The 25,713-nt window shown below is 51.2% G+C and carries 27 protein-coding genes and 2 pseudogenes; 7 read left to right on the top strand and 22 right to left on the bottom strand.

What is annotated here, in order from left to right:
* Window positions 1–26: 26 nt before the first annotated feature.
* Genes lptG through ACU8XX_RS03720 form a run of 7 tightly spaced genes read right to left on the bottom strand, consistent with a single transcriptional unit; the run spans window position 27 to window position 6,498 of the window.
* Complete coding sequence (gene lptG, locus ACU8XX_RS03750) at window positions 27–1,106, bottom strand: LPS export ABC transporter permease LptG (RefSeq protein WP_240765367.1); 1,080 nt, start codon at window positions 1,104–1,106, stop codon at window positions 27–29.
* A complete protein-coding gene (gene lptF / locus ACU8XX_RS03745) occupies window positions 1,103–2,173 on the bottom strand; it encodes an LPS export ABC transporter permease LptF (RefSeq protein WP_000779636.1) in 1,071 nt (356 codons plus the stop codon). Before lptF ends, lptG begins: the two co-directional genes overlap by 4 nt.
* Before the next feature lie 30 nt (window positions 2,174–2,203).
* Window positions 2,204–2,764, bottom strand: a complete 561-nt coding sequence (locus ACU8XX_RS03740) for a YtfJ family protein (RefSeq protein WP_001298770.1) — start codon at window positions 2,762–2,764, stop codon at window positions 2,204–2,206.
* A gap of 11 nt (window positions 2,765–2,775) precedes the next feature.
* Window positions 2,776–3,600 (bottom strand): hypothetical protein, encoded by an 825-nt coding sequence (locus ACU8XX_RS03735; RefSeq protein ID WP_000984978.1) that lies wholly within the window; start codon window positions 3,598–3,600, stop codon window positions 2,776–2,778.
* Window positions 3,600–4,949, bottom strand: coding sequence for a lipopolysaccharide biosynthesis protein (locus tag ACU8XX_RS03730; protein WP_016241629.1), 1,350 nt, complete (start codon window positions 4,947–4,949; stop codon window positions 3,600–3,602). The genes ACU8XX_RS03735 and ACU8XX_RS03730 overlap by 1 nt, the downstream gene beginning before the upstream one ends.
* A 45-nt stretch (window positions 4,950–4,994) precedes the next feature.
* Window positions 4,995–5,753, bottom strand: a complete 759-nt coding sequence (locus ACU8XX_RS03725; protein ID WP_000339531.1) for an ATP-binding protein — start codon at window positions 5,751–5,753, stop codon at window positions 4,995–4,997.
* A gap of 31 nt (window positions 5,754–5,784) precedes the next feature.
* Window positions 5,785–6,498 carry a dTMP kinase gene (locus ACU8XX_RS03720; RefSeq protein WP_001076243.1) on the bottom strand — a complete coding sequence of 238 codons (714 nt, stop codon included), beginning with the start codon at window positions 6,496–6,498 and terminating at the stop codon, window positions 5,785–5,787.
* 173 nt (window positions 6,499–6,671) lie between these two features.
* Between ACU8XX_RS03720 and ACU8XX_RS03715 the strand changes: the two are divergent.
* Together ACU8XX_RS03715 and ACU8XX_RS03710 are read left to right on the top strand one after the other, a co-directional pair.
* Window positions 6,672–6,854: pseudogene (locus tag ACU8XX_RS03715) on the top strand (hypothetical protein); the annotation flags it as partial.
* 55 nt (window positions 6,855–6,909) lie between these two features.
* A protein-coding gene (locus ACU8XX_RS03710; RefSeq protein WP_103215986.1) for an IS1-like element IS1A family transposase occupies window positions 6,910–7,607 on the top strand; the annotation gives its coding sequence in 2 pieces (ribosomal slippage) (window positions 6,910–7,159 and window positions 7,159–7,607; 699 coding nt in all).
* Between the two features lie 15 nt (window positions 7,608–7,622).
* On the opposite strand, the pseudogene ACU8XX_RS03705 reads toward ACU8XX_RS03710, so the two are convergent.
* Window positions 7,623–7,841, bottom strand: a pseudogene (locus ACU8XX_RS03705) (inorganic phosphate transporter); the annotation flags it as partial.
* A gap of 291 nt (window positions 7,842–8,132) precedes the next feature.
* On the bottom strand, window positions 8,133–9,992 hold the full coding sequence (gene gss / locus ACU8XX_RS03700; protein WP_001297309.1) for a bifunctional glutathionylspermidine amidase/synthase: 1,860 nt from the start codon (window positions 9,990–9,992) through the stop codon (window positions 8,133–8,135).
* A 204-nt stretch (window positions 9,993–10,196) separates the two neighbouring features.
* On the opposite strand from gss, the gene yghU reads away from it, so the two are divergent.
* The gene (gene yghU / locus ACU8XX_RS03695; RefSeq protein WP_001295515.1) at window positions 10,197–11,063 is read left to right on the top strand and encodes a glutathione-dependent disulfide-bond oxidoreductase; all 867 of its coding nucleotides are present in this window, start codon (window positions 10,197–10,199) and stop codon (window positions 11,061–11,063) included.
* A gap of 122 nt (window positions 11,064–11,185) precedes the next feature.
* On the opposite strand, the gene hybG is transcribed toward yghU, so the two are convergent.
* The 10 genes from hybG to yghX form a co-directional block, all read right to left on the bottom strand.
* A complete protein-coding gene (hybG, locus tag ACU8XX_RS03690) occupies window positions 11,186–11,434 on the bottom strand; it encodes a hydrogenase maturation factor HybG (RefSeq protein ID WP_000334896.1) in 249 nt (82 codons plus the stop codon).
* A 12-nt stretch (window positions 11,435–11,446) separates the two neighbouring features.
* On the bottom strand, window positions 11,447–11,788 hold the full coding sequence (gene hypA / locus ACU8XX_RS03685; RefSeq protein WP_000544953.1) for a hydrogenase maturation nickel metallochaperone HypA: 342 nt from the start codon (window positions 11,786–11,788) through the stop codon (window positions 11,447–11,449).
* Window positions 11,781–12,269 (bottom strand): hydrogenase-2 assembly chaperone, encoded by a 489-nt coding sequence (gene hybE, locus ACU8XX_RS03680; RefSeq protein WP_000134014.1) that lies wholly within the window; start codon window positions 12,267–12,269, stop codon window positions 11,781–11,783. Before hybE ends, hypA begins: the two co-directional genes overlap by 8 nt.
* Complete coding sequence (locus tag ACU8XX_RS03675; protein WP_001221939.1) at window positions 12,262–12,756, bottom strand: HyaD/HybD family hydrogenase maturation endopeptidase; 495 nt, start codon at window positions 12,754–12,756, stop codon at window positions 12,262–12,264. The genes hybE and ACU8XX_RS03675 overlap by 8 nt, the downstream gene beginning before the upstream one ends.
* Window positions 12,756–14,459, bottom strand: coding sequence for a hydrogenase 2 large subunit (hybC, locus tag ACU8XX_RS03670; RefSeq protein ID WP_016241631.1), 1,704 nt, complete (start codon window positions 14,457–14,459; stop codon window positions 12,756–12,758). The genes ACU8XX_RS03675 and hybC overlap by 1 nt, the downstream gene beginning before the upstream one ends.
* Window positions 14,456–15,634, bottom strand: coding sequence for a Ni/Fe-hydrogenase cytochrome b subunit (gene hybB, locus ACU8XX_RS03665; protein WP_000017703.1), 1,179 nt, complete (start codon window positions 15,632–15,634; stop codon window positions 14,456–14,458). The genes hybC and hybB overlap by 4 nt, the downstream gene beginning before the upstream one ends.
* Complete coding sequence (gene hybA / locus ACU8XX_RS03660) at window positions 15,624–16,610, bottom strand: hydrogenase 2 operon protein HybA (RefSeq protein ID WP_001081873.1); 987 nt, start codon at window positions 16,608–16,610, stop codon at window positions 15,624–15,626. The genes hybB and hybA overlap by 11 nt, the downstream gene beginning before the upstream one ends.
* Window positions 16,611–16,612: 2 nt before the next feature.
* Complete coding sequence (hybO, locus tag ACU8XX_RS03655) at window positions 16,613–17,731, bottom strand: hydrogenase 2 small subunit (protein WP_000145410.1); 1,119 nt, start codon at window positions 17,729–17,731, stop codon at window positions 16,613–16,615.
* A gap of 188 nt (window positions 17,732–17,919) precedes the next feature.
* Complete coding sequence (yghW, locus tag ACU8XX_RS03650; protein ID WP_001059136.1) at window positions 17,920–18,207, bottom strand: DUF2623 family protein YghW; 288 nt, start codon at window positions 18,205–18,207, stop codon at window positions 17,920–17,922.
* A 118-nt stretch (window positions 18,208–18,325) separates the two neighbouring features.
* Window positions 18,326–19,213: a YghX family hydrolase gene (gene yghX / locus ACU8XX_RS03645; RefSeq protein WP_001297303.1), complete on the bottom strand. Its 888-nt coding sequence runs from the start codon at window positions 19,211–19,213 to the stop codon at window positions 18,326–18,328.
* A gap of 156 nt (window positions 19,214–19,369) precedes the next feature.
* Between yghX and gpr the strand changes: the two genes are divergently transcribed.
* A complete protein-coding gene (gpr, locus tag ACU8XX_RS03640) occupies window positions 19,370–20,410 on the top strand; it encodes an L-glyceraldehyde 3-phosphate reductase (RefSeq protein WP_000262144.1) in 1,041 nt (346 codons plus the stop codon).
* A 39-nt stretch (window positions 20,411–20,449) separates the two neighbouring features.
* Here gpr and ACU8XX_RS03635 read toward each other — a convergent pair whose 3' ends face one another.
* On the bottom strand, window positions 20,450–20,944 hold the full coding sequence (locus tag ACU8XX_RS03635; RefSeq protein WP_000439331.1) for a TIGR00645 family protein: 495 nt from the start codon (window positions 20,942–20,944) through the stop codon (window positions 20,450–20,452).
* A gap of 190 nt (window positions 20,945–21,134) precedes the next feature.
* On the opposite strand from ACU8XX_RS03635, the gene yghA reads away from it, so the two are divergent.
* Window positions 21,135–22,019, top strand: a complete 885-nt coding sequence (gene yghA, locus ACU8XX_RS03630; RefSeq protein ID WP_000018760.1) for an NADP(+)-dependent aldehyde reductase — start codon at window positions 21,135–21,137, stop codon at window positions 22,017–22,019.
* Between the two features lie 271 nt (window positions 22,020–22,290).
* Here yghA and exbD read toward each other — a convergent pair whose 3' ends face one another.
* The gene (gene exbD, locus ACU8XX_RS03625; RefSeq protein WP_001240712.1) at window positions 22,291–22,716 is read right to left on the bottom strand and encodes a TonB system transport protein ExbD; all 426 of its coding nucleotides are present in this window, start codon (window positions 22,714–22,716) and stop codon (window positions 22,291–22,293) included.
* A gap of 6 nt (window positions 22,717–22,722) precedes the next feature.
* Complete coding sequence (gene exbB / locus ACU8XX_RS03620) at window positions 22,723–23,457, bottom strand: tol-pal system-associated acyl-CoA thioesterase (RefSeq protein WP_000527844.1); 735 nt, start codon at window positions 23,455–23,457, stop codon at window positions 22,723–22,725.
* Window positions 23,458–23,708: 251 nt separating this feature from the next.
* Here exbB and metC point away from each other — a divergent pair, with 251 nt between their 5' ends.
* Window positions 23,709–24,896: a cystathionine beta-lyase gene (metC, locus tag ACU8XX_RS03615; protein ID WP_001320425.1), complete on the top strand. Its 1,188-nt coding sequence runs from the start codon at window positions 23,709–23,711 to the stop codon at window positions 24,894–24,896.
* Window positions 24,897–25,035: 139 nt separating this feature from the next.
* Window positions 25,036–25,695 (top strand): DedA family general envelope maintenance protein YghB, encoded by a 660-nt coding sequence (gene yghB / locus ACU8XX_RS03610; RefSeq protein WP_240765365.1) that lies wholly within the window; start codon window positions 25,036–25,038, stop codon window positions 25,693–25,695.
* The last annotated feature ends 18 nt before the right edge of the window (window positions 25,696–25,713 follow it).

Genomic DNA, 25,713 nt, shown 5'->3' with positions numbered 1-25,713 from the left:
CGCCGTGGTGTTGCGCCACGGCGGGTTTAATGTTGTCTGTCATACCAATACACCAGGCTCAACGCCACCAGCACAAACGCTATCGGTAAACCGAGCGCGGTAACAGGTGCGCTCAACGCAAATAGCAATCCCAGATTGACCATGATTTGATAGCTGATCCAGGTGAGTAAGCCAACGATGACACCTACAGCGAGACGGCTACCCATCCCTGGCGAGCGCGGGGCGCTAAAGGTAAACGGCACAGCCAGCAAAATCATCGCCAGGGTCAGGATGGGTTGCCCCAGTTTTTCCCACAGTGCAAGGCGGTATTCGCTGCTGGGTTGCCCGGTTTCCTGCAAATAATGGATGTAATGATTAAGCTGACGGACAGAAAAAGTATTGCCCGGCATTGATAACTCTTCAAGATCCATACTGGTGAAGGCCGATTGCCAGGCAAGATTATCTAATGTTTCCAGCGTTTCTTTGCCATTCAGCCATTTTTTATGATTCACACCATGCAGGATCCACGTTTTGTCGTCTTCAATGGTGGCACTGCGTGCATAAATGTAGGATTCGAGCGAGAGATCGTCGCGATAATGAAAAATCTCCACGCCCACCGGCTGGCCCTGCTCGTTCAGCGATTTCACCGTCACAAATTCATTACCACGCCTGGCCCACAGCATATTGCCGGTAATGTCATCGTCCTCCCCCAACGCGGTGGCGGTCGATTTGATTTGCAACGCCTGTTGCTGTAATGGCGACGCTACCCACTCATCTATCTCGCCTAACGAAACAGTCCACAATATCCCTGCAACCAGCGCCACCAGTGCAATACGGAAGATAGAAAACCCCATGCTGCGAATGGCGGTAAGCTCACTGTTTTTCGATAACTGCCCCAGGCCGACAATCCCTCCCAATAAGGCGATAAATGGCGAAAGTTCGACCAGTGTGCGCGGTAAGGTCATTAGCACCACCAGCACCGCCTGAGTCCAGCGATAACCGCCCGGGCTGACATCATCCAGTTCGTTAATCAGGTTGAAGGTGGTAAAAAGCGGCAGCAATAGCCCTGCGGCGGCGGCAAAACCGAGAAAGAGATGACGGATTAAATAGCGGCTGAAAACATTCATCGGGAAAATTTCTGCAGCAAAGAGAAGTCGCGTGCGACCAGCATCAGCAGGCCCATTAGCATGAGTCCGGGTACTAACCACAAACCAGGAATGAGGGGAATCGCGCCGTTAGCCACCAGCGTACGGCAGACGTCACCGCCATAAAAAATGGCAATAAACAGCAACGTCAGTGGCAATAACGTTGAAAATCGCCCTTGCCGCGGTTTTACCCGACTTAATGAAATGGCCAGCAGCGCCATCAACAATGCGGTCAGGCCACGGCTTTGCCGCCATTGCAGTTCGGCATGATCGGCTGGAAAGACGGAGCGCGCCAGCTCCGTGACCGATTTCGCTTTGCGTTTGACGTTAGGGCTTTGATCCAGCGGATTCAGATGTAATTGCAGATTACGGTAGATCTGTTCGTTGTCATCACGCCCCTGATGATCGATAAGATAGGCAGTGCCGTTGTGCAACATAACGGTCGGTTTCTCGGGTGATGGGTCAACCACATCAACCGAACGGGCGCGGAAAATGCGGGTTCGATTGGCAGTAGAAGTATAAATCAGCGCGTCAGTCAGGCGATTATTATCCTGATCAACCGTCTGCGAAAGGATCATTCGTCCGTTATCGTTAGTGTTAAATTTCTTTGCCCGCAACTGGCGAACATCCAGCTCCGACTGCGACTGCTGCTCCAGTTGATAAATCTGCGCATAAGCCCACGGACGACCATACATCGACAGAAGGGTGACAAAAATACTTAGCGGTATCGCCAGATAAAGAACGGCTTTGTACAAGCGTCCCGGACTGCCCCCCGCCGCAGAGATAGCGGTAATTTCCGAGTCGGTATACATCTGCCCTAGCGTCACGCCAACTGACACATACAGACCAACAGGTAACAACATCTCCAGTGCAATCAGTACTTTGTAGAAAACGATATCCAGCACAACATCAAGAGCTAATGTCCCATTTGCCGCTTCGGTCAGATAACGCTGTGCGGAGTAGCTGGCGAAAATAAAGATCAGAAAACCGACGATAATCAGCACCAGACGGCGCGTACCACGCATGATGTAGTGTTCAACCAGCTTCATCTCACTAACGCCCTCAATCCTTTGAGTTTTTTATTCATTGATCAGTTTCTGCGCCAACGCAATGACATGATCTACCTCTTCCGGCGTCAGGCTGCCGTCCTTTGCCCACTGAATTTGCCCGGCTTTATTCAGCACCAGAATGGTTGAACTCTGCTCCGGCAAGCGCCAGGCAACGCGTCCCTGTCCATTGCCGTCAATAACGAATTGCGCCCACGGATAGCGGCGTTTATTTTTTTCGATTTTGCCAACAACAAAATAGCCAGTACCAAAGATGGCATCATCGGTGTTCACAATGGTGGTGGGCTGAAAACGATCCTGCGGAAAGTTTGCCGCTTCAACCGCTTTAATTAACAGTGAGTTCTTTTTCTTCGCCGACTTACGCCCGGCGATATACTGAATAATGCGGACTTTTCCCGCTAATTGTGTGCTGTTCCACTTTTGGTAGTGAATTTCGTCGTCGCTATTCAGAAGCAGCTCGCCGCCTTCCTGGATATAAACAGGGGTAACCGTTTTGCCAGTGACGAAATTGTGTGCCTGCACACCCGGGGCTAAGAGCATGATAATCAACGCAATAATCAAACGAGATGACATCATTGCTCCGGCTATAGCGGAAAACGCGAAATCAGCAGCTCTAAGCGCTGACGAATATCGCTATCCAGCGCCACCGGTGCATCATACGACTGGCGGTTTTCCATATCATCCGCCACCATGTCGTCGTGTTTATCTCCCATCAGGCCATTAATGGCGGCGAGGAAGCGGGATATCTGTAACGCCTCTTTATTTTCAGGATCAAGCGATCTTAAGGTGTCGTAATAAGAAACCTGCTGGCTGATGATTTTTCGCACATCATGAAATTCCCTACCGGTTAGTCGCGGTTTGGCAATAATCTCTTTCAGGGTATGCATTTGCTTTTGCCGATAGGCAATAAAACTGCTTACGCTTTCTAACTGGCTATGGCGTAATGAATAGTTCACCAACGACCAGACCGGAGAGCTTAAATAAATCCGTAACAGGTTGCCGTAATACGACACAATATTTTTCTTACCGTTACGAAAGCCGTCCTGAAAACGCCCCAGAAAAACGGTCGTTTTGCCGAATAAAAATCCGGCCTGATGCTTCTTTAAATACAGCCGTTGCGCAAAACGCAGGTGCTTGTAGCGCGCTCGCATGTATTTAAATTGTTTGCGCTCATCAGCAGTCAGCTCATCGCCTTTGGCTTGTTTGCGAACTAAACGCAGTAACTCCTGACGATCAACGCCATTGAGCCAGAATTGCAGGCATAACGCGTAATTATCATGAATGATTTCGGTGGTACAACTTAGTGCAATAGTCGGCGGCAAACTAACCTGTGCATCAACGACATCATCTTCTTCAATCGCAACAAATAGACGCTCGCTCGCCTCAAGCGGGAAATATTTTCTCATCATCAGGATTTCTCTCCGGCTGCGTTATAAAGCAAGGAATGGCGCTGAAAAAATGCCTTTAAGGTTGGAATTAACGAGAGCGCCACGTCCAGACATTGCCCACCGAAGTAAGCAAACGCTGCTCCCAGCACACCAAACAGATGACAGAACATGAACAGCAATACGATGTAGCCGATTGAGGCGATGGTTTGCGCCACGAGAAAAGCGCGCTGTTTTCCCGCCATCAATAGCAATGACTCCTGAGGGAAGCCCAGCATCGAAATCACAATTGCGCCCAGCATCACCTGAATCAGGTCATACGCTTCGAGATACTTAACGCCAAACACCAGCGAAATGAGCGGCTTGCCGACGATCAACACCGCGAGCGCCACCAGAATACCGATTCCGCCCGCCAGTAAACCGGACTTCACACCTAACAACCACGGTCTGGTGGTGCGCGGATCTAAACGCATCACCTCTGGGTAAAAACTTTTACCCAGCAAACCCGCTGGCGTTCCGGCGGCGTCGAAGAATGTCATGGCGATTTTAAATAACCCGGCGGCAGCGGGTCCTAACACGATCCCCACCAACACTGTGCTGCACGAGTTACGCGCCGACCAGATGGAGTGGGCAATGTTGGTTGACCAGACAAAACTCCACGCGCCTTTAATGTGTCGGGCAGACTCAAACAGATTCAATTTGAAGGCGTTATGGATATTTCGGCGGCGTAATTCGCGCGCGGCAAACCACCAGTACATGGTGCCGCCAACCAGATTCGACACGTACCAGGCAATAACAAAACCCGCAAAACCAAAGTCAAAATACCAGGCTACGACGCTCCCCGCTGCGCGCAGAAAAGGTTTCGTCGCCTGCTGTACAGCAATTAAATCGAAGCGATCTACCGCACGCAGAATGCCGGTCGGCGTGGAGGAAGCTATTGAAGGAATGAGCGTGCAATAGAGCGCTGCCAGCCAAAAACTTTGGTCATCCAGACCTAATGAATGGGAAAGGAATGGCAGTAAGGCAATGCCACCGACAATCGCCACCGCGCCGCTGACGATATCCAGCGAGAAGGAAAATGAGACGACATTGCGGAATTGCTGCGGATTATTGTTGGTTAATGCTGGTGTTCCGTACTGAACCACCAGTTGCCATGTCTGAAACTTAATAAAATCGCTGATCGACTTGGCGTACGATTGCACAATCACCAGTACGCCAAACATGGCGGGCGTCATCCCTTTACCGGCACACGAGAGCGCCAACAGACCCAGCAAGGCGCTCACGACATTACTGGAGCCTAACCAGGCGCTATTGCGAATAATGGTGCGAAACGCGCCATCTGCAAACCAATGTTTGATGTTAAAACCCGCCAATTCAGCCTGACCTTATCGTTGATAGTAAAAAGTATCCCGCCAGCCTTAAGTTAAACTTCGGCGGTCAGAAACGATGGCAACCAGAGAAACCGCCTTCTGTGCCTGTTCCAGCACTTCGCTGTAGGGCGCTCTGGAATCAATCTCAAGAATTTTTGTGCCGTTATAGCCAATCTTCGACATGACACCGATTTTGTCCTGCAGCTCGGCATAGTCATGGTCAGGCTTGCGGGAGATGGCAGTCTCAATATCAATGCCCAGGCGAATAATTAATTCCGGGCGATATTGCGCCATTTGTTGGTATAAACGCCGTTCGCGCTGCGCCAGAAACATGCTGATTTTCCCGGTCGCACGTTCGACGCCAATCCCCGGTCCATCATAATAAAAGCCCGAAATTTCAGCCTGCGGGAAGCGATCGCTGACCACCAGAACGCCACTTTGCGCCAGTCGCTGAACCTTGCGTAGATTCGCCATTCTTCGCAGCGAGAAGCAGTACATAATCACCGCCGCCCATAGCGCCGGAGATTTGGTTTTCATGCTTTGGGTTTTCGAGGATTTGGCCGCCAGTCGCCGTTCCAGCCAGACGCCAACCAACGGCAATCGTTTGATTTTGTCGCCGTCTTCGCCGGAGAGCAGCCCCAGATAGCGCCGCTCGGTTTGCCAGTGTTGTTGCAGCGATTTCACCAGGTCGGTGGTCAGTGTGGATTTACCGGTGCCATCACACCCGACCACCGCAATCAGCCCCGGAATGTAGTTGGGCTGCGGCGCGGTTGTACTATTAACAGTTTGAGTTTGTAGTGCATCCATTCGTTAAATCATCCCCTATCCATTTTGGTGATCAGGAAAGCGCAGCGTGAATTGCGCGTAGTGACGCTTGCAGAATTTCATCGGCGGGGTGTCGCCCATCCAGTTCAAGGATCTTTGCGCCATTGAATGTCAGTTGCGGCGTAACGGCGATTTTTTCCTGTAACGCTGCCAGTTGGTGGTCAGGTTTACGCGCAAACGCGGTTTGTTCATCAATGCCAAGACGAATCAACAATACGGGCAAATAAGATGCCATCCATTGGTACAGCTTCAGCTCGCGCTGCCTTAACATTTTTATCCAACCGTTACCGCCCGTGGTTTTTGCCAATTGCGGGCCATCAAAGCGAAACCCCGGCACTTCAACCTGCGGGTAGCGGTCGGTGATGAGCAGAAAGCCTTGCTGGCTTTTACACAACATTTTGCGAAACTTGTACGCCCGCCAGCAGGAAAGCAGATAGATAACCAGTGCAGTAATATTGCCAGGCGGTGTTGAGGGCTTTTCGTGCACATGTGCCGCTTTACTTCGCAGATAACGCCCAAAAGGTGCGCCAATAACAGGGAGCTGTGAAATCCATTCGCCAATTCGCCCGGACGATTGCCCGAGATAAATGTGTTCTGTTGGCATTCTTGCTGCCAGTTCATTTACCAGGCTTGCCGTGAGGGTCGATTTACCTGAACCATCACATCCTACAATGGCAATAACACGCACTGGCGTGGAATTAATTATTGACATATTACGTTGATTCACGAAAAACCCGGCAGTAAATAATGTATTGAATATTACGTGGTCCGTGCTCAGAATATCCGTTCAACCTTATTGTGACAATGGTTAATTGTGACATTGACCTGAATTACGCTTTCATAAAAACATATTAACCAAATAAATATTTTTAATGGATATTTAAATTAAAGGATATATTCATGCAGTCAATAACACCTCCATTAATTGCCGTTATTGGTAGCGATGGTTCAGGCAAGTCAACGGTGTGTGAACATCTTATTACCGTTGTCGAAAAATATGGTGCTGCCGAAAGAGTTCATTTAGGAAAACAGGCCGGAAATGTCGGTCGTGCAGTGACAAAATTACCGTTGATGGGAAAATCCGGTGATGCTGCCAACTTACTGATTTAGTGTATGATGGTGTTTTTGAGGTGCTCCAGTGGCTTCTGTTTCTATCAGCTGTCCCTCCTGTTCAGCTACTGACGGGGTGGTGCGTAACGGCAAAAGCACCGCCGGACATCAGCGCTATCTCTGCTCTCACTGCCGTAAAACATGGCAACTGCAGTTCACTTACACCGCTTCTCAACCCGGTACGCACCAGAAAATCATTGATATGGCCATGAATGGCGTTGGATGCCGGGCAACAGCCCGCATTATGGGCGTTGGCCTCAACACGATTTTACGTCACTTAAAAAACTCAGGCCGCAGTCGGTAACCTCGCGCATACAGCCGGGCAGTGACGTCATCGTCTGCGCGGAAATGGACGAACAGTGGGGCTATGTCGGGGCTAAATCGCGCCAGCGCTGGCTGTTTTACGCGTATGACAGGCTCCGGAAGACGGTTGTTGCGCACGTATTCGGTGAACGCACTATGGCGACGCTGGGGCGTCTTATGAGCCTGCTGTCACCCTTTGACGTGGTGATATGGATGACGGATGGCTGGCCGCTGTATGAATCCCGCCTGAAGGGAAAGCTGCACGTAATCAGCAAGCGATATACGCAGCGAATTGAGCGGCATAACCTGAATCTGAGGCAGCACCTGGCACGGCTGGGACGGAAGTCGCTGTCGTTCTCAAAATCGGTGGAGCTGCATGACAAAGTCATCGGGCATTATCTGAACATAAAACACTATCAATAAGTTGGAGTCATTACCGGCAACGCTAAGTCCGCCCAATAACACGCCAAAAAAGTTAAAAAATGCCGCCATCACCACAGCAAGTTGTGGTTGCATGGCACGAGTATAAATAACGGTTGCCACCGCATTCGCCGTGTCATGAAAACCATTGATTGCTTCGTAGAACAACACAAATGCCAGAGCAAGCAATAACAAAAGCCCTGTGTATATATCAAGGCCAACAAATAAATTTAGCATATATTAGATTACGCCATTTTGAATTTACGAACGGACGCATTATCAGTGACTTTAACGGCATGGGCAAAGTGAAATATCATTTTTTAACGATAAAAAGAGTGTTATTTCTTGTGTATCAGACAATAAGCATTCATTCAAAACCTTTAGAAATAATCAAAACACAGGTATTCCACTGGTTAATATATTCACATATGAAATGAATAAATATTGGAATATATAAATATTGAATATTTTGATTAATCCCCGTACTGATTATTCTTCATAATCAGTACGGGGTTGCTACAACATGTATTACTTTTTCACCACAATTAACGGTTCAATATCACTCTCTTTTTTGATGACCAGTGATTCATCACCGCGCAAACACGTCCCACCGTAGTTGCCGCCAACGGTGAAGGTACATACCTGAATGTATTTACCGTCCACTTTCGGCAAACACCACAGTTGCTGATAGATGTTTTTCTGCTCGGCAAATTTACCGCTGGTTTTGTCCAGCACCTCTTCATGATGGCTGACGAGGTCGATATTGCTGCCACAGCGACCGGCGATCGGTTTCACTGCGTAACCTGTTTTCACCAGTTCATCATTAACAGTGAAATCGGTATCCAGCAGGTAACGATGGTGCGGGAACAGCGACCAGAGGATCGGCAGAATCGCTTTGTTGCCGGGGATCACCGTCCACAGCGGCTCAAAGACCAGCACTTCCGGGCGCAGCAATACGTCGATAAGACGCACTTCGTTTTGCGGATGACCGGTACGGATTGGCACCGCAGCAAACTCACGGTCGCTAACTTCACGAATCTGATCAAACGCGGTTTCCCACGCCCAGGTTTTCCACACGCAGTTAACCAGTCGCCCTTCCCCATCAATCAGTTGCCCGGCAGCATCCCAGCCCAGTTCATCCAATCCACGCAAGATACGCGTTTCAAAGCCCGCCTGGTGCAGCGCCTGCTCCATAAACTGCGCGTGATAGTTTTCCTCGATATCTTTGTCCTGCATGATATGGACAAACGGACGTGCACGACTGTGTTTCCAGGCACCAGCCAATTCGTTAATCAGCCCTTCCGCCGGATTGAAGCCGTTGCCTTTATAGCCCTGCTCCGCCCAACGTTCGAGGATCAAGCCCGCTTCGGTATGACAGGAGGCGGAGTCGGCGTTGTACTCGTAAACCTTCAGGCCACGCTCATCCATGCAGAAATCCATACGACCAGTGATCATATGGTGACGGCGACGCTGCCAGGAGAGACGCAAACGTGGCCAGAGGATTTTCGGGATGTCGAACAGCGCCAGCAGGTTGTCATCTTTCAGCACCTTGTCGGTTGCGTGAAGATACATCAGGTGCAGCTCGTTGGTGGCTTTAATTAGCTCCTGCTCGGCACTCTCGGTAATGGTGTAGTAATGATAAGGATCCTGATTGATCACCTGACCGTTGGCCTGCACATAGGCGTTTTGCAGCGGATCTTTTTCATCCAGCCATTTACCGTCAAACTGGCCTTTGTTTTCCAGGCGCGCTCCGCTGATTTTCAGCAGCTCGCCTGCAATTTCCGGCTGCGGTAAGCTGTATTCAGTATCTTCCGTCTGGATCATCCAGCCCAGAATGGTGGTGTCATCAAAAGTGTCTTTCAGGGTATAGCAGCCGTTTTCGACCACCATCTCCAGCTCGCGCGTCCACTGTTGCCCTTGCGGCAACGGGGAATGAATCACGTTCTGTTCCGCAATACGGACTTTGTTGCCATGCAATTGGGTAATGATGGCGACATGGCCAGTGTCTTTAAATTCACCGCCTTTATCCCAGATAAGAAGCGCACCCGCGACCGGCGCACGCGGCGAGCCGTTAGGAAATGCCTGCAATGGCAGGATGTTGTCATTAACCACTTCTCGCAGGAAGCGCAGCGAGAAAATCTCCCACGCCATACCCACGTCAGTAAAGACCACACCGTAATTCAGAAAGAGAAAACGGCGAGCAAATTCAACGCATTGCCACTTGTGGCCCATATATTCGTCGTCGATATAGCTACGGAATACGGCGTCATCTTCGTATTCCTGCGGATCGAGAGAACTGTAATCTGAAGAGTAGATTGCTACCCCACCTGGGGCGTAGCCCAATAATGTCCCGAACGGGGCATCCTGGCTGGTCGTTCCTTTGCTCATCACTTTACCTTTAACAATACAACCTAAGCAGTTGGCGTAATTGTTGTGCTCTGATTACCTGCTCAGCGACATTAACCGGACAGAGGTCAGACTAATCATACACCTCATCGCAGCGGCTGGCGCAAAGGGTTAAAAAATTCACATTCTGTACAGCAAGTGACCTGCTACACTGCTTCAACACTACCACTCAGAAGGCAACTCACTATGACAGACAATACTTATCAGCCCGCGAAAGTCTGGACGTGGGATAAATCCGCTGGCGGCGCGTTCGCCAATATCAATCGCCCGGTTTCTGGTCCGACGCATGAAAAAACGCTGCCCGTTGGCAAACATCCATTGCAACTTTATTCGCTGGGAACGCCGAACGGTCAGAAAGTAACGATTATGCTTGAGGAGCTGCTGGCGCTGGGCGTTACTGGTGCAGAATACGACGCCTGGCTGATTCGTATTGGCGATGGTGATCAATTCTCCAGCGGCTTTGTCGAAGTGAACCCAAACTCGAAGATCCCGGCGCTGCGCGATCATACGCATAATCCGCCGATCCGCGTGTTTGAATCTGGTTCGATCCTGCTTTATCTGGCGGAGAAATTTGGCTACTTCCTGCCGCAGGATTTGGCAAAGCGTACTGAAACGATGAACTGGCTGTTCTGGTTACAGGGCGCGGCACCGTTCCTCGGCGGTGGTTTTGGTCACTTTTACCATTACGCACCGGTAAAGATTGAGTACGCCATCAACCGCTTTACCATGGAAGCCAAACGTCTGCTCGACGTGCTGGATAAGCAACTGGCGCAGCATAAGTTTGTTGCGGGCGATGAGTACACCATTGCGGATATGGCGATTTGGCCGTGGTTTGGCAACGTGGTGTTAGGTGGTGTGTATGATGCCGCTGAGTTTCTTGATGCGGGCAGTTATAAGCATGTACAACGCTGGGCGAAAGAAGTAGGCGAACGTCCGGCGGTGAAACGTGGGCGTATTGTTAACCGCACCAACGGACCGCTGAATGAGCAGTTGCATGAGCGCCATGACGCCAGTGATTTCGAGACGAATACGGAAGATAAGCGTCAGGGGTAAGGGTTGGTGTTCGTCGCAGCAAGCCATCCAGGCCGGATAAGGCGTTCACGCCGCATCCGGCAATCGTGCACAATGCCTGATGCGACGCTGCCGCGTCTTATCAGGCCTACGAAAGCTAATCATCACGCGCTGGTAATGTCGTAATCCATTTGGCGCAGTGCGTCTAATGTGGCTTTGGCTTCATCTTCGTCGATGATGCTCATGGCAAATCCGACGTGTACCAGCACCCACTGGCCCAGTAGATCGGCAGGGTTACCTTCACAAATCAGGGCGATATTCACATCGCGCTTGATACCACATACTTCAACCTGCGCAAGCTGGTGAATATCTTCACCGACAGCCAGCACCTGGCCTGGAACGCCAATACACATTATTAACTCCGGTTATTCAACTTCAATACTTTTGACGATCAGCGAATCGCCGGTATCGACACGCAACCGCTCGCCGTGACAGAGCGGACACTGCGCATCGTGCTGATGAATCTCCACCACCTGGCTGCAATCCCAGCACCAGGCCTGGGCGGGTTTATAGACGATATGTAAATCGCACCCTTGCGCCACCGTTCCGTGGCAGACAATTTCAAAACTAAAACGGACGGCGCTCTCCTCAACGCAGGAGAGCGCGCCAATTTCCAGCCACACGGCGGTGACGCGCTTAACATCGTGCTGCTCCGCCTGCCGTTGGATAATTTCAACGGCGCTCTGGCAAAGAGACAACTCATGCATTTTCGCCACTCCTGCGACCAAACAGCAGGGCGCGACGCCCTGCGTGTGGTACATCCGGATTCGTGACTGGCAGCGAAAGGATCATTCGTGCGCAGTCATCCGTCAGGCGTTGGCCCTCTTCAATCGACATGCTGTGCGAAAGCGGCGACATCAGCGAACAGGAGAGATATTGCGAAACACCGTCCAGTTCGCCAACGGTAAAGGTCATAGTGCCATACGGCAGTTGCAGACCAATTTTTTCACTCACTTTGCGCAGCGGCCAGAGTTGATCCGGGCCGGGGAAGATAACTGCACTCAGCATCCACGGGGTGATCACACACCCCGTCCACTGACCTTCGAACAGCGTAAAATCAGAAACATACACCGGCATTGAAGGATGCAGAAAAGAGAGATCGTGCATCGAACGCCGGGCAATTTCTTCAAACGCTGCCTGTACTTGCGCCTTCGGGGAGGTCTGGAAACCTGCTATCTCTTCAGTCATGAATCGCCTCCCGTGGGATGGCTTCCACGCCAGATTCACGCAGCGCAGCCAGAACCTGCTCAAGCGCAGGTTCAATCATTGCTTCAACCGTCGGCGTTAAGCCGATGTGTGGCTCCAGCGATTCCGGGATCACGCCGACCAGGGTCAGCTTTTTCGGAAACTCGCCGGTGAAGCGCAGGGCCGACAAGACGTCGGCCAGGCCAAGCTGATGCGGAGAGATTTTGTTGGTAAACAACGCCGGAACTTCTTCATCCCGCAGGATCATCATCGTTCCCGGCGCGTTCTTTTTCGAGACAATGGCATCCGCAATAATCAAATGATCGCGATTTGCCATGTCGCCAAGCAGCTCCATTCCCGCCGTGCCGCCATCGAGGATCTCAACATAATCCGGCAGAATGTATCGTTGCTCTAACGCTTCGACAATCCGCACACCGATGGCTTCATCGGTCAGCAAAATATTGCCGACCCCTAAGACTAAAATACGCATTACAGAACCTTCACTGAAACCACTTCGTTGCCGTCAGCATCCACTACGTGTACCGCACAGGCCATGCACGGGTCAAAGGAGTGAATGGTACGCACCACTTCCAGCGGTTTATTCGGATCGGCAACCGGTGTACCCACCAGCGACTGCTCGTAAGGACCGACGTCATCATTGAAGTTACGCGGACCAGAGTTCCAGGTTGATGGAACAACCGCCTGGTAGTTGCTGATGATACCGTCTTTAATAACCATCCAGTGAGAGAGCATACCGCGCGGCGCTTCGAGGAAGCCAACACCTTTGAATTCACCCGTTGCCGGAATGTTCGGTTTCACGAAGGTGGTGTGATCGCCTTTGCCGATATTGGTGATCAGTGCACTGTATTGGTTTTGCAGGATATCCTGCAATTCGCAGCAGTGAACGGTACGACCAATAATACGGCCCAGCGTAGAGTGCAGTTGCGCCACTTCCAGCGTGTTACCAGTCAGTTTCTGATAAATCGCAACGATTTCATTCAGTTTGTTCTGGGTAGATTCGCGACCTGCCGCCAGTTTCACCAGCATATTAGCCAGCGGACCCACTTCTACCGTTTTGCCGTAGAAAGTCGGTGATTTCACCCAGGAATATTTCCCGTCGTCAGACCAACCATCATAAGCCGGAATGGTGGTACCTTCCCACGGTGCCTGCGGCGCTTCGTCTTTATACCAGGAGTGCTTCGCGCTTTCCTGAATGCCTTTGATCAGGTATTCATCGGAATGAGAAGTGATCGGACGATACGAGGACAGATCCGCATTCTCAATGTAGCCGCCAGGGAACAGGAAGCTGCCGTTTTTACTGTCGGTCGGGAATTCCGGCACGCTCAGGTAGTTCACCGCACCTTTACCACGCTCCAGCCATTCCGGGTAGAACGCAGCGATAACCGCGGTATCGACCTTGTAAACCTGTTCAACAAAGTCGCTCAGCTTGTCGATGAAAGACTTGATGTACATCAGGCGCTCAAGGTTCAGCACGCCCAGACCGTCGAGGTTGACTGGGTTAGCGACCCCGCCTACCGCCAGGTTCTGAATGTGCGGCGTTTTACCGCCCAGCAGCGCCACGACGCGGTTAGCGTCACGCTGGCACTCCAGCGCCTGCAGGTAGTGCGCTACCGCAATCAGGTTCACTTCCGGCGGCAGTTTCATTGCCGGGTGACCCCAGTAGCCGTTGGCGAAAATCCCCAACTGACCGCTGGCAACCAGATCTTTGATCTTGTTCTGAACTTTGGTGAACTCTTCCGGGCTGTTCAGGTGCCAGGTCGAAACGCCTTTCAGCATTTCAGAGGCTTTGGTTGGGTCAGCTTGCAGTGCAGAAGTGATGTCCACCCAGTCCAGCGCCGAAAGCTGATAGAAATGAACGATATGGTCATGCGTGGTGTGCGCAGCCAGAATGATGTTACGGATGTATTGCGCGTTAACCGGAACGTCGATATTCAGCGCACTTTCTGCCGCACGAACGGAAGACAGCGCGTGAGTGGTAGTACATACGCCACAGATACGTTGCACAATCATCCATGCATCGCGCGGATCGCGGTTTTTCACGATCTCTTCCATGCCGCGCCACATGGTACCGGAAGCCCATGCTTTCGAAACGACGCCATTTTCGATTTCGCAATCGATGCGTAAATGCCCCTCAATACGGGTTACCGGATCAATAGTAATTCTCTGGCTCATGCTTTGCTCGCCTCATGACGATTATGATCGTTTTGTTTTAAAGGAGGAAGTATCGGCAGTAGACGAATGAGTACGATGTAAGCGCAAATCTCAATAGCCACAAAACCAATAGAAATCAACAGTTCTTCCCAGGTCGGGAAGTAGGCGTAACCGCCGCCCGGGTTGAATGCCACCAGCGAATAGGTCAGACGCCAGGTTGCACAACCTAACAGTGCGCTCAGTGCTGACAGGAACAGCATGCGGGAATCATTACGCAGCTTCGCCACACGCAGAACGACCAGCGGGAAGAGCATCAGCAGGACTTCAATCCAGAACATCACGGAGTAGAAGTCACCGGCAAACGCTAACGACAGCTTGTCGCGATAGATAAGCTCGCCAAAGCGCAGCACGATGAAAATCGCCAGCAACACACTGATGGTGTTGGTCAGCTTGACGAACAGACTCTTTTCATCCGGACCGTTGCCACGCAGACCCGCCTGCACCAGCGAACCTTCAAAGATGACAATCGAGAAGCCCATGATGAACGCCGTCAGCAGCGAGAACAGCGGCAACATTTCATAGCTCTGCCACAACGGATGCACCTTGTAGCCCGCCGAGATCATCAGTGACCCCATTGAAGACTGGTGCATGGTCGGCAACAGCGCGCCAAGTGCAATGATGAAGAACATCACCTTGTTCAGACGCTGTAGCGACACCTTCCAGCCCAGACGTTCAAACAGTGCCGGAGCAAACTCCAGAGCCATCACGCCGATGTAGATGGTCATACAGACCGCCGTCTCGAACAGTACCGAGTTCACGTTGAAGTGACCCGGAATGTAGAAGTACGGCAGGTTCCAGTAGCGACCCACGTCGATAGTGATCGACAAACCACCCAGTGAGTAACCAAACAGACTCGCCAACAGCGCCGGACGCACCAGCGGATGGTATTGCCCACGGTTAAAGACGTATACCGCCCACGCCAGCGCCCAGCCGCCACAGGCAAAGCCGGTGCCAATCAGCAGGTCAAACGCGATCCACACGCCCCACGGGAAGCCGCCGTTCAGGTCAGAGACAGAGCCCAGACCGAACACCAGACGCTTCACAATCAGGAGCATACAGATGACGATTAACGGTCCAAAAATCATGACCGGTTTACTGATGATTTTGCCGCCCAGCGGTTGTGGATCATGACTCATGATCGTCTCCTCCGTCGTGATGGTCGTTTTTGGTGTTGCGACGAACCAGCACGGTTAAGCCCGCCAGCACAGCCAGTGGTAGCATCATGCCTTTATACAGGGTGTGTTGAATATTTTCGGAACGCGCACCGGTAGAAAGATCGTCCAGTTTCGGCAGGTCGAGATTTTCATAAGGCACACCCGTCAGTACCAGAACCTGAGTACCGCCGCCCTCTTTCTCGCCGTACAGATGCGGATAATATTGCGGCACCGTATGCAGGTAAGTGTCGCCAGATTTCAGCGTCTGACGCGGATAGTGGTATTCGCTGCCAGGCTTCAGCGCCAGACGTTTTTTCGCCTCCGCCATCAGCTCTTCACGCGTACCGAAAATCACCGCGCCCGCCGGGCACACTTCTACGCAGCCAGGCAGACCGCCTTTATCGAGACGTTCCACACCTTTCTGGTTGCACAGCTCGCACTTATGCAGCGCACCAAACGGGTTGTTGTAGTCGTACTTCGGCACGTTGTACGGACAGGCGACCATGCAGTAACGGCAACCGGTGCACACGTCTTTGTCGTAATGGACAATGCCGGTTTTCGGATCTTTTTTCAGTGCAGAGACCGGGCACACAGAGACACAGTTCGGATCGACGCAGTGCATACACTGTTTCTTAATGTACGCGTAGCCGTTCTCCTCCTGGTCTTTGTTGACCCCTGTGCCGCTGGTCCACACCTGAATGATGTTATTGGTATACGGCGACAGTTTGTCGTTGTTCGACCAGGTCTGTTCCCCTTGCGGGTTACGTTCAGGGAAATTGATATCCTGACACTTGGTGACGCAAGCCTGGCAGCCTACGCACAAGGTCGAGTCGTACAACATCCCCAGCGATCCCGGAATTGGCGGGCGGTTTTCAGCAGCCGCATGACTGACAGACGGCAGCGCGCCCGTCAGCAATGCCCCGCAGGAGGCTGCTTTAATAAAATTACGTCTGTTCACGGTTATTCTCCCCGTGAGTCAGCGTTATCTTTCTTTTGCTGACGACCCAGTTCACGCACCGCCATCACGCTGACACCGGCAACCAACCCAACCACACCGCCGAGCAAACCAATAGCGCCTGCAGAGACGTTGCCGCCCTCTTTAGCGTTAACATCCGGTTTCTGTGAACGCGGAGTTTGATTTTCGACGTTGGCAAGCTGATGGATGCCTTTATGGAAGCCGATACCTTCTTCGTTACAGCCATAGCACGGGTGACCAATCGCCACCGGCCACACACCGCCAACATCGCAGAATTGCAGCGTTGAGCAGTTGCCGTAAGTTTCTGGCCCTTTACAGCCGAGGTGGTACAGGCACCAGCCTTCGCGGTGGCCTTCATCACCGAACTCTTTGGCAAAACGACCAGCATCGAAGTGCGGGCGACGTTCGCAGTGTTCGTGAATCAGACGGCCATAGGCGAAGGTCGGACGGTTTTTGTCATCCAGTTTCGGCGGTTTGCCGTAAGTGATGATGTGCGCAACGGTCGCGAGGAAGTTGTGCGGGTTCGGCGGGCAGCCCGGAATATTGATAACGGTTTTGCCTGGCAGAACTTCTTGCAGGCTGACTGCGCCAGTTGGGTTAACTCCAGCTGCGGCAACACCGCCCCACGCAGAGCAGGAACCGATAGCGATAATGGCTGCTGCGCCTTCCGCCGCTTTGCGGATGTGATCCACAATCGGCTCACCGGCAACCATGCAATAAATACCGTTATCTTTTAATGGGATGGAACCATCCACCACTAACACATACTGCCCTTTGTACTTCTCGAGAGCGTTATGTTTGTTCTCTTCGACCTGATGACCGAAGGCGGCGGAAAGCACTTCGTGATACTCCAGAGAGATAGTCTCCAGTACGAGGTTTTCTACCGTTGGATGCGTTGCACGAAGCAGAGATTCCGTACAACCGGTGCACTCCTGCGCGCCAATCCAGATAACTGGCGGACGCTGCGGGTTAGTAACCGATTCGGCCATCTCTGCAGCGGCTTTGCTACTTAACCCCATGGTGGCGGCTAATGCTGCACAAAGCTTCATGAAATCACGACGGTTAATGCCGTGAGAATGGATGAGGGTGTTATCTCCAGTCATTTATAGTTATTCCGTTGCGAAGACCTGGCATATATTTTGCCTCAATCGCAAAATCAATAATGCGATCGATGCGCCATTTACCACACATTTATTATGGTTATCGATATCATGATACTGCGGCGGGGCGCTAAAACGAAGGGAAGAAGCATTAGTGTAATTAATTAAAGCAAGATAATACGTATGTTTGATCAATTTTCGAGGCGATAACCGGCCATAAAAAAGCGCAACGTAGAACAGGAATTATTCTCACGAAAGAAATCCATTACCATCTCTTTATCCAGTCCATAGCGGCGCGTCAGAATACCCGCTTCCCAGGCGCTAAGCTGGCGATCTCCGGTCTTTTCGTACATCCGGTGTGAGTAGCCTAATACAAAACCGCGTTTATAATCGGCACAGAATTTTGTCACATTAACCGCACTGTCGGCATGCGTTGCTTTTAATCCCGCCATTAAGCCTTTACCAAAATGGTTATTCATCGTTCACCTCATTCGCTATATATTGTCATATATAGCGATATTTTAGGCAAAGAACGACTTTTGCGCACGCTATTTTTTCATGCTTGTTTAAGACGTAATCCCGTAAGAGATAAACCTATCAGGAGAGATATTTATCGAACCATTTCAGTGTCCTTTGCCAGGCAAGATCGGCGGCAGATTTGTCATAACGGGGCGTGGAATCATTATGGAATCCGTGATTAACCCCCGGATAGATATACGCCTCATAAACCTTATTATTGGCTTTCAACGCCGCCTCGTAAGCAGGCCAGCCCTCGTTGATTCGGGTGTCCAGTTCCGCGAAGTGGAGTAGTAAAGGCGCTTCAATCTTCGCCACATCGGCAGTGGGTGCCTGACGACCATAAAACGGCACCGCGCAGGCCAGTTCCGGATACGCGACAGCCGCCGCGTTCGATACGCCACCGCCATAGCAAAATCCGGTAATACCCACTTTGCCTGCCGCTTGCGGATAGCGTTGCATAAACTCAATTGCGGCAAAGAAATCATTCATCAGTTTGGTTGGATCAACCTGCTGTTGCAGCTCACGACCTTTATCATCATTTCCCGGATAACCTCCAACGGAACTTAAGCCGTCAGGTGCCAGGGCGATATACCCCGCCTTCGCCACTCGCCGTGCCACATCTTCGATATACGGATTCAGTCCACGATTCTCATGCACCACCACCACGGCTGGCGTTTTGCCGCTCATTTTTGCGGGTTTCACCAGATAACCCCGTACCTCGCCGTGACCATTTGGCGAAGGATACGTGATGTACTCAGCAACAATCTCCGGGTCGGTAAACTCTACCTGAGTCGCCAGCGCATAATTTGGCTTGAGCAAATCAAACAACGCTAATGCCGTCATCCCGCCCACCGCATACTTCGCCGCAAGGTTGAGGAACTCACGTTTCGAGATTTTCCCGTGAGCGTAATAGTCGTAGTAATCCAACAACTCTTGTGGGAAATCTTTGGCGGTTAAACGCGGCATCGTTGCACTCCTCAACTGGTGTTTTTTTAAGCAAAGCATAAGTACGTGTTTTTGCCCAGTTTTTCGTCACTCTGTGAGCCAGACTACGGGATACGCGCTGGCGAATCGCTAAACTAGAAACATTGTTTCGAAATTGAACGGTGGAAAGGAGAGGTCATGGTCTGGTTAGCGAATCCCGAACGTTACGGGCAGATGCAATACCGCTATTGCGGAAAAAGCGGTTTACGCCTGCCCGCGTTATCGCTCGGTTTATGGCACAATTTCGGTCACGTTAACGCGCTGGAATCACAGCGTGCGATCCTGCGTAAAGCGTTTGATTTGGGCATTACGCACTTTGATTTAGCCAACAATTACGGGCCGCCTCCAGGAAGCGCAGAAGAGAACTTTGGTCGCCTGCTGCGGGAGGATTTTGCCGCTTATCGCGATGAACTGATTATCTCTACCAAGGCTGGCTACGATATGTGGCCCGGCCCTTACGGCTCTGGCGGTTCACGTAAATACCTGCTCGCCAGCCTCGACCAAAGCCTGAAGCGTATGGGGCTTGAGTATGTCGATATCTTTTACTCTCATCGCGTCGATGAAAATACGCCGATGGAAGAAACCGCCTCTGCGCTGGCTCATGCGGTACAAAGCGGTAAGGCGCTGTATGTCGGGATCTCCTCTTACTCGCCAGAGCGGACGCAAAAAATGGTCGAGTTGCTGCACGAGTGGAAAATTCCGCTTTTAATTCATCAACCTTCGTACAATTTACTGAACCGCTGGGTGGATAAAAGCGGCCTGCTGGATACCCTGCAAAATAACGGCGTGGGCTGTATTGCCTTTACTCCTCTGGCTCAGGGATTGCTGACCGGAAAATATCTCAACGGCATTCCTGAAGATTCACGGATGCATCGTGAAGGGAATAAAGTTCGTGGCCTGACGCCGAAAATGCTCACCGAAGCCAACCTCAACAGCCTGCGCTTATTGAATGAAATGGCACAGCAGCGTGGACAATCAATGGCGCAAATGGCGTTAAGCTGGTTGCTGAAAGATGATCGCGTGACGTCGGTATTGATTGGTGCCAGCCGTGCAGAGCAACTTGAGGAGAACGTGCAGGCGCTGAATAATCTGACATTTAGCACCGAGGAGCTGGCGCAGATTGATCAGCATATCGCCGATGGCGAGCTGAATCTGTGGCAGGCGTCTTCCGATAAATGACCTGTTAATAACGGGCGCGAGAACCGCGCCCGAATCAGATCAGTGATTATGACGAGTTAGTCGGTCAAGATAGCCCATCACAAATGCAGAGAGCACAAACGTCAGATGGATAATGACGTACCACATCAGTTTGTTATCAGGAACATTTTTCGCATCCATAAAGACGCGCAGTAAGTGAATGGAAGAAATTGCCACAATCGACGCTGCTACTTTGTTTTTCAGCGACGTTGCGTCCATTTTCCCCAGCCAGTTCAGCTTCTCTTTGTTCTCGGAGATATCCAGTTGTGAGACGAAATTCTCATAACCGGAAAACATCACCATCACCAGCAAACCGCCAACCAGCGTCATATCCACCAGCGACAGCAACACGAGGATCAAATCTGATTCCGCCATCGAGAAGATATTCGGCAGTACGTGAATAATCTCCTGGAAGAACTTCAGCGCCAGGGCAACTAACGCCAGCGAAAGGCCAAAGTACACGGGGGCAAGCAGCCAGCGAGAAGCATACATTGCATTTTCAAGAAAACGTTCCATACATTCCTGTCGTGTAGTTAAAACGGGCAACAGTATATCGCAATTGAGTAAACAGCACGCAACAGCAAATCAACATATACGTTAAACCTTTGTCGCATAATTCTGAGGTTTAGGGATCTTCCTGGTTCCCTTATCAACGCATCGAGAACGTCTACCCTTAAAGGACGTTGAACCTGAAGGGAGAAAAACGATGTCTCATTTAAAAGACCCGACCACGCAGTATTACACTGGTGAATATCCCAAACAGAAACAACCGACGCCAGGCATCCAGGCGAAGATGACACCGGTACCGGATTGCGGCGAGAAAACCTATGTTGGTAGCGGTCGCCTGAAAGATCGTAAAGCACTGGTGACAGGGGGCGATTCCGGAATAGGTCGCGCTGCCGCCATCGCTTACGCGCGTGAAGGGGCTGACGTGGCGATCAGTTATCTTCCCGTGGAAGAAGAAGACGCTCAGGATGTGAAAAAGATCATTGAAGAATGCGGACGCAAAGCCGTTCTGCTGCCAGGCGATTTAAGCGATGAGAAATTTGCCCGTTCGCTGGTTCACGAAGCGCACAAGGCGTTAGGCGGGCTGGATATTATGGCGCTGGTCGCCGGGAAACAGGTTGCCATTCCGGATATTGCAGACCTCACCAGCGAACAGTTTCAAAAGACCTTTGCCATTAACGTTTTCGCGCTGTTCTGGCTAACCCAGGAAGCGATCCCCCTGCTACCGAAAGGTGCAAGTATCATCACCACTTCGTCAATCCAGGCATACCAGCCAAGTCCGCATTTACTGGACTATGCGGCTACGAAGGCGGCGATTCTGAACTACAGCCGTGGCCTGGCAAAACAGGTCGCGGAGAAAGGTATTCGGGTGAATATTGTCGCGCCAGGCCCGATCTGGACAGCACTGCAAATTTCCGGCGGACAAACGCAGGATAAGATCCCGCAGTTTGGTCAGCAAACGCCGATGAAACGTGCGGGGCAACCGGCGGAACTGGCCCCTGTATATGTTTATCTGGCAAGTCAGGAGTCGAGCTACGTCACCGCAGAAGTGCACGGCGTGTGCGGCGGCGAGCATTTAGGTTAAAAAAATGCCCGGTTGTGAAAAGCAACCGGGCATCATTGTGAATTCACTCTTACCTGATGTGGCGAAAACGCCTTATCCGCCTACAAACGCATGAAGATTCAACATGTTGCAATAGATTTTGTAGGCCTGATAAGCGTAGCGCATCAGGCATTGAGCACCTAATGCCGGATGCGTCGTGAACGCCTTATCCGGCCTACAAACGCACGAAGATTCAACATGTTGCAATAGATTTTGTAGGCCTGATGAGCGTAGCGCATCAGGCAATTCTACTTTACTTCGCTTTGGCGGTTTCTTCGCCGACCAGACCTATCTTCAGGTAACCCGCCTGATGCAGCGTATCCATTACCTTCATCAACGTCTCGTAATCGACGGTTTTGTCCGCTCGGAAGAAGATGGTGGTGTCTTTCTTGCCTTCGGTTAACGCATTCAACGCCGTAATCATTGTTTCATCGGTGACCGGATCGTTACCGATAAACATCGAGTTGTCTGCCTTCACCGACAAATAAACCGGTTTTTCCGGGCGCGGCTGCGGCGTGCTGGTAGAAGCAGGCAAATTCACCTTCACATCTACCGTCGCTAACGGTGCCGCCACCATAAAGATAATCAGCAGAACCAACATCACGTCGATAAACGGCGTCACGTTGATGTCATGCATTTCGCCGTTATCGTCGAGGTTTTCGTTAAGATGCATTGCCATCGGATATTATCCTGCGCGTAATTTTTGTGCGACACGAACCGGATGCGCAGCGGCGCTGGCTTCCAGATCCAGGTCACGGCTTTGCAGCAACAATACCTGCGCTGCAACATCACCCAGCATCGCTTTAAAGCCGCCAATCTGGCGTGCAAATACGTTATAGATAACGACCGCAGGAATCGCTGCCACGAGGCCGATTGCCGTTGCTAACAGAGCTTCTGCGATACCCGGCGCAACGACTGCCAGGTTAGTGGTCTGCGTTTGCGCGATACCAATAAAGCTGTTCATGATGCCCCAGACCGTACCAAACAGACCAACGAACGGAGAAATCGCGCCGATGGTTGCCAGATAGCCGTTACCGCGGCCCATTTGACGACCCACTGCGGCGACCCGACGCTCCAGACGGAAGCTGGTACGTTCTTTAATACCTTCGTTATCGTCGCTGCCTTCTGACAGTTCCAGCTCATTCTGCGCTTCATTGAGCAAATGCAGGCTTAAGCTTTTGCTACCAAAATCAGCGGCGATATCGTTGGCCTGGTTTAAGGAACGCGCTTCAGCCAGCAGTTGCTGCTCGCGCTTAAGGCGACGCTTCTGATTGAAGAACTCTACGCTCTTACTGAAGAAGATTGCCCAGGTGACTACGGAGGCCAAAATAAGCCCAATCATCACGCACTTAACGACAATATCGGCGTGCTGATACATACCCCAGACGGAAAGGTCCGTCTGCATTAAATTATTACCCACTGTGTATCTCCAGGACGCAAGTCACAAAATCTGCGCATAATAATATCAAAACGACGTCGAATTGATAGTCGTTCTCATTACTATTTGCATACTGCCGTACCTTTGCTTTCTTTTCCTTGCGTTTACGCAGTAAAAAAGTCACCAGCACGCCATTTGCGAAAATTTTCTGCTTTATGCCAATTCTTCAGGATGCGCCCGCGAATATTCATGCTAGTTTAGACATCCAGACGTATAAAAACAGGAATCCCGACATGGCGGACAAAAAGCTTGATACTCAACTGGTGAATGCAGGACGCAGCAAAAAATACACTCTTGGCGCGGTAAATAGCGTGATTCAGCGCGCTTCTTCGCTGGTATTTGAGAGTATGGAAGCCAAAAAGCACGCGACGCGCAATCGCGCCAATGGCGAGTTGTTCTATGGACGGCGCGGAACGTTAACCCATTTTTCCTTACAACAAGCGATGTGTGAACTGGAAGGTGGCGCAGGCTGCGCGCTATTTCCCTGCGGGGCGGCAGCGGTTGCTAATTCGATTCTTGCTTTTGTCGAACAGGGCGATCATGTGTTGATGACCAACACCGCCTATGAACCGAGTCAGGATTTCTGTAGCAAAATCCTCAGCAAACTGGGCGTAACGACATCGTGGTTTGATCCGCTGATTGGTGCCGATATCGTTAAGCATCTGCAGCCAAACACTAAAATCGTGTTTCTGGAATCGCCAGGCTCCATCACCATGGAAGTCCACGACGTTCCGGCGATTGTTGCCGCCGTACGCAGTGTGGTGCCGGATGCCATCATTATGATCGACAACACCTGGGCAGCCGGTGTGCTGTTTAAGGCGCTGGATTTTGGCATCGATGTTTCTATTCAAGCCGCCACCAAATATCTGGTTGGGCATTCAGATGCGATGATTGGCACTGCCGTGTGCAATGCCCGTTGCTGGGAGCAGCTACGGGAAAACGCCTATCTGATGGGCCAGATGGTCGATGCCGATACCGCCTATATAACCAGCCGTGGCCTGCGCACATTAGGTGTGCGTTTGCGTCAACATCATGAAAGCAGTCTGAAAGTGGCTGAATGGCTGGCAGAACATCCGCAAGTTGCGCGAGTTAACCACCCTGCTCTGCCTGGCAGTAAAGGCCACGAATTTTGGAAACGAGACTTTACAGGTAGCAGCGGGCTATTTTCCTTTGTGCTTAAGAAAAAACTCAGTAATGAAGAGCTGGCGAACTATCTGGATAACTTCAGTTTATTCAGCATGGCCTACTCGTGGGGCGGGTATGAATCGTTGATCCTGGCGAATCAACCAGAACATATCGCCGCCATTCGCCCACAAGGCGAGATCGATTTTAGCGGGACCTTGATTCGCCTGCATATTGGTCTGGAAGATGTCGACGATCTGATTGCCGATCTGGACGCCGGTTTTGCGCGAATTGTATAACATTGCCACTTTTGGACAATTTTGCAGACATTTAATTGTGAAAAGTCTTAAATTGTTGCGTCCGGGATCAAGGCGTCCCGGACGAATCAGGAGTACAATAGGCAGATAAAGGCTTAAACGCTGTTCCACAGGAAAGTCCATGGCTGTTATTCAAGATATCATCGCTGCGCTCTGGCAACACGACTTTGCCGCGCTGGCGGATCCTCATATTGTTAGCGTTGTTTACTTTGTCATGTTTGCCACGCTGTTTTTAGAAAACGGCCTGCTGCCCGCCTCATTTTTGCCAGGCGACAGCTTGTTGATACTGGCAGGCGCATTGATTGCCCAGGGGGTTATGGATTTTCTGCCTACGATTGCGATTCTGACCGCCGCAGCAAGTCTGGGCTGCTGGCTAAGTTATATTCAGGGGCGCTGGTTAGGGAATACCAAAACGGTGAAAGGCTGGCTGGCACAGCTTCCTGCTAAATATCACCAGCGCGCCACCTGCATGTTTGACCGCCACGGTCTGCTGGCGCTGCTGGCTGGACGTTTTCTTGCATTTGTCCGTACGCTGCTGCCAACCATGGCGGGAATTTCCGGTCTGCCAAACCGCCGTTTCCAGTTTTTCAACTGGTTAAGCGGATTTCTGTGGGTCAGCGTGGTAACCAGTTTCGGCTATGCCTTAAGTATGATTCCGTTCGTTAAACGCCATGAAGATCAGGTAATGACGTTCCTGATGATCCTGCCAATTGCCTTGTTAACCGCTGGCTTGTTAGGCACGCTGTTTGTGGTGATTAAAAAAAAATACTGTAACGCCTGACGATTTTCCCTGTTCCCG

Source organism: Escherichia sp. MAL-1 (assembly GCF_052948035.1).
This window is presented reverse-complemented; position numbering and strand designations above follow the sequence as displayed.

Coding starts and splice junctions, on each gene's coding strand:
- lptG (WP_240765367.1), bottom strand. CDS start 1,106: ATGAATGTTTTCAGCCGCTATTTAATCCGTCATCTCTTTCTCGGTTTT.
- lptF (WP_000779636.1), bottom strand. CDS start 2,173: ATGAAGCTGGTTGAACACTACATCATGCGTGGTACGCGCCGTCTGGTG.
- ACU8XX_RS03740 (WP_001298770.1), bottom strand. CDS start 2,764: ATGTCATCTCGTTTGATTATTGCGTTGATTATCATGCTCTTAGCCCCG.
- ACU8XX_RS03735 (WP_000984978.1), bottom strand. CDS start 3,600: ATGATGAGAAAATATTTCCCGCTTGAGGCGAGCGAGCGTCTATTTGTT.
- ACU8XX_RS03725 (WP_000339531.1), bottom strand. CDS start 5,753: ATGGATGCACTACAAACTCAAACTGTTAATAGTACAACCGCGCCGCAG.
- gss (WP_001297309.1), bottom strand. CDS start 9,992: ATGAGCAAAGGAACGACCAGCCAGGATGCCCCGTTCGGGACATTATTG.
- yghU (WP_001295515.1), top strand. CDS start 10,197: ATGACAGACAATACTTATCAGCCCGCGAAAGTCTGGACGTGGGATAAA.
- hybG (WP_000334896.1), bottom strand. CDS start 11,434: ATGTGTATTGGCGTTCCAGGCCAGGTGCTGGCTGTCGGTGAAGATATT.
- hypA (WP_000544953.1), bottom strand. CDS start 11,788: ATGCATGAGTTGTCTCTTTGCCAGAGCGCCGTTGAAATTATCCAACGG.
- hybE (WP_000134014.1), bottom strand. CDS start 12,269: ATGACTGAAGAGATAGCAGGTTTCCAGACCTCCCCGAAGGCGCAAGTA.
- ACU8XX_RS03675 (WP_001221939.1), bottom strand. CDS start 12,756: ATGCGTATTTTAGTCTTAGGGGTCGGCAATATTTTGCTGACCGATGAA.
- hybC (WP_016241631.1), bottom strand. CDS start 14,459: ATGAGCCAGAGAATTACTATTGATCCGGTAACCCGTATTGAGGGGCAT.
- hybB (WP_000017703.1), bottom strand. CDS start 15,634: ATGAGTCATGATCCACAACCGCTGGGCGGCAAAATCATCAGTAAACCG.
- hybO (WP_000145410.1), bottom strand. CDS start 17,731: ATGACTGGAGATAACACCCTCATCCATTCTCACGGCATTAACCGTCGT.
- yghW (WP_001059136.1), bottom strand. CDS start 18,207: ATGAATAACCATTTTGGTAAAGGCTTAATGGCGGGATTAAAAGCAACG.
- yghX (WP_001297303.1), bottom strand. CDS start 19,213: ATGCCGCGTTTAACCGCCAAAGATTTCCCACAAGAGTTGTTGGATTAC.
- gpr (WP_000262144.1), top strand. CDS start 19,370: ATGGTCTGGTTAGCGAATCCCGAACGTTACGGGCAGATGCAATACCGC.
- ACU8XX_RS03635 (WP_000439331.1), bottom strand. CDS start 20,944: ATGGAACGTTTTCTTGAAAATGCAATGTATGCTTCTCGCTGGCTGCTT.
- yghA (WP_000018760.1), top strand. CDS start 21,135: ATGTCTCATTTAAAAGACCCGACCACGCAGTATTACACTGGTGAATAT.
- exbD (WP_001240712.1), bottom strand. CDS start 22,716: ATGGCAATGCATCTTAACGAAAACCTCGACGATAACGGCGAAATGCAT.
- metC (WP_001320425.1), top strand. CDS start 23,709: ATGGCGGACAAAAAGCTTGATACTCAACTGGTGAATGCAGGACGCAGC.
- yghB (WP_240765365.1), top strand. CDS start 25,036: ATGGCTGTTATTCAAGATATCATCGCTGCGCTCTGGCAACACGACTTT.